Source organism: Vibrio crassostreae 9ZC13, from assembly GCF_000272045.2.
GTDB lineage: Bacteria > Pseudomonadota > Gammaproteobacteria > Enterobacterales > Vibrionaceae > Vibrio > Vibrio crassostreae_C.
In genome coordinates, this window is sequence record NZ_AJYZ02000042.1 from 636,750 (window position 1) to 636,992 (window position 243).

A 243-nucleotide genomic window follows, 5' to 3' on the forward strand; every position below is an offset into this window, starting at 1 on the left:
TATTACAACGTTATATTGAATCACCAATATTCAGTATGACTATAAAGATTTGCTGCGGTCGTGGCGGAATTGGTAGACGCACCAGATTTAGGTTCTGGCGCCGAGAGGTGTGAGAGTTCAAGTCTCTCCGACCGCACCATTATTTCTCTTTCATTAGAGAACAAATAGTGAATCGATTAGATTTATTATGGCTACTTAGCTCAGTTGGTTAGAGCACATCACTCATAATGATGGGGTCGCAGG

The 243-nt window shown here is 42.0% G+C and carries 1 tRNA gene; it reads left to right on the top strand.

The annotated features are described in order from the left end of the window. The first annotated feature begins 54 nt into the window (after nt 1-54). Nucleotides 55-139 (top strand) — tRNA-Leu (locus A136_RS21610). Nucleotides 140-243 lie beyond the last annotated feature (104 nt).